Raw genomic sequence first — 476 nt, 5'->3', positions numbered from 1 at the left:
CCCTCGGTCCGCTGACGGGGTCCAGGGGACCGTGGTCCTCTTCGGAGTACAGCTCCCCGGAAAGGTCCACGGCGATCGTACCTTCCATGGCAAGGGGCGTCTCGGGATCCTCCATCAAACTTTGCTGGGATAGCACTATCTCACAGCCCGTGTCCGAGAGGATGTACCCCACACGTTCATGGGGGTAGCCAGGGTCAATGGGCACGTAGGCGCCACCGGCCTTCATCACGGCCAGTATCGAGACCACCATCTCAAGGCCACGCTCCAAGAAAAGCGGGACAAGGGTGTCAGGGCCCATGGCCGAACCCGTCCGTGCAAGATATTGGGACCTTATACGCCTGGCCAGTTGGTTCGACCTACGCTCCAGCTCGCCATAGCCCATCTCCTTTCCCTCGAAGACCAGTGCCGTGGCATCGGGACGTTCCGAGGCCCGCTCGGAAAAAAGACCGTGTACGGTCTTGTCCATCGGGTAGTCC

1 protein-coding gene is annotated in these 476 nt (G+C 61.1%); it reads right to left on the bottom strand.

What is annotated here, in order from left to right:
- A partial coding sequence (locus AACM45_RS20345; protein ID WP_339145048.1) for an AMP-binding protein occupies window positions 1-476 on the bottom strand: 476 nt, incomplete at both ends.

Source organism: Croceitalea sp. MTPC5 (assembly GCF_036985505.1).
GTDB lineage: Bacteria > Bacteroidota > Bacteroidia > Flavobacteriales > Flavobacteriaceae > Croceitalea.
This window is presented reverse-complemented; position numbering and strand designations above follow the sequence as displayed.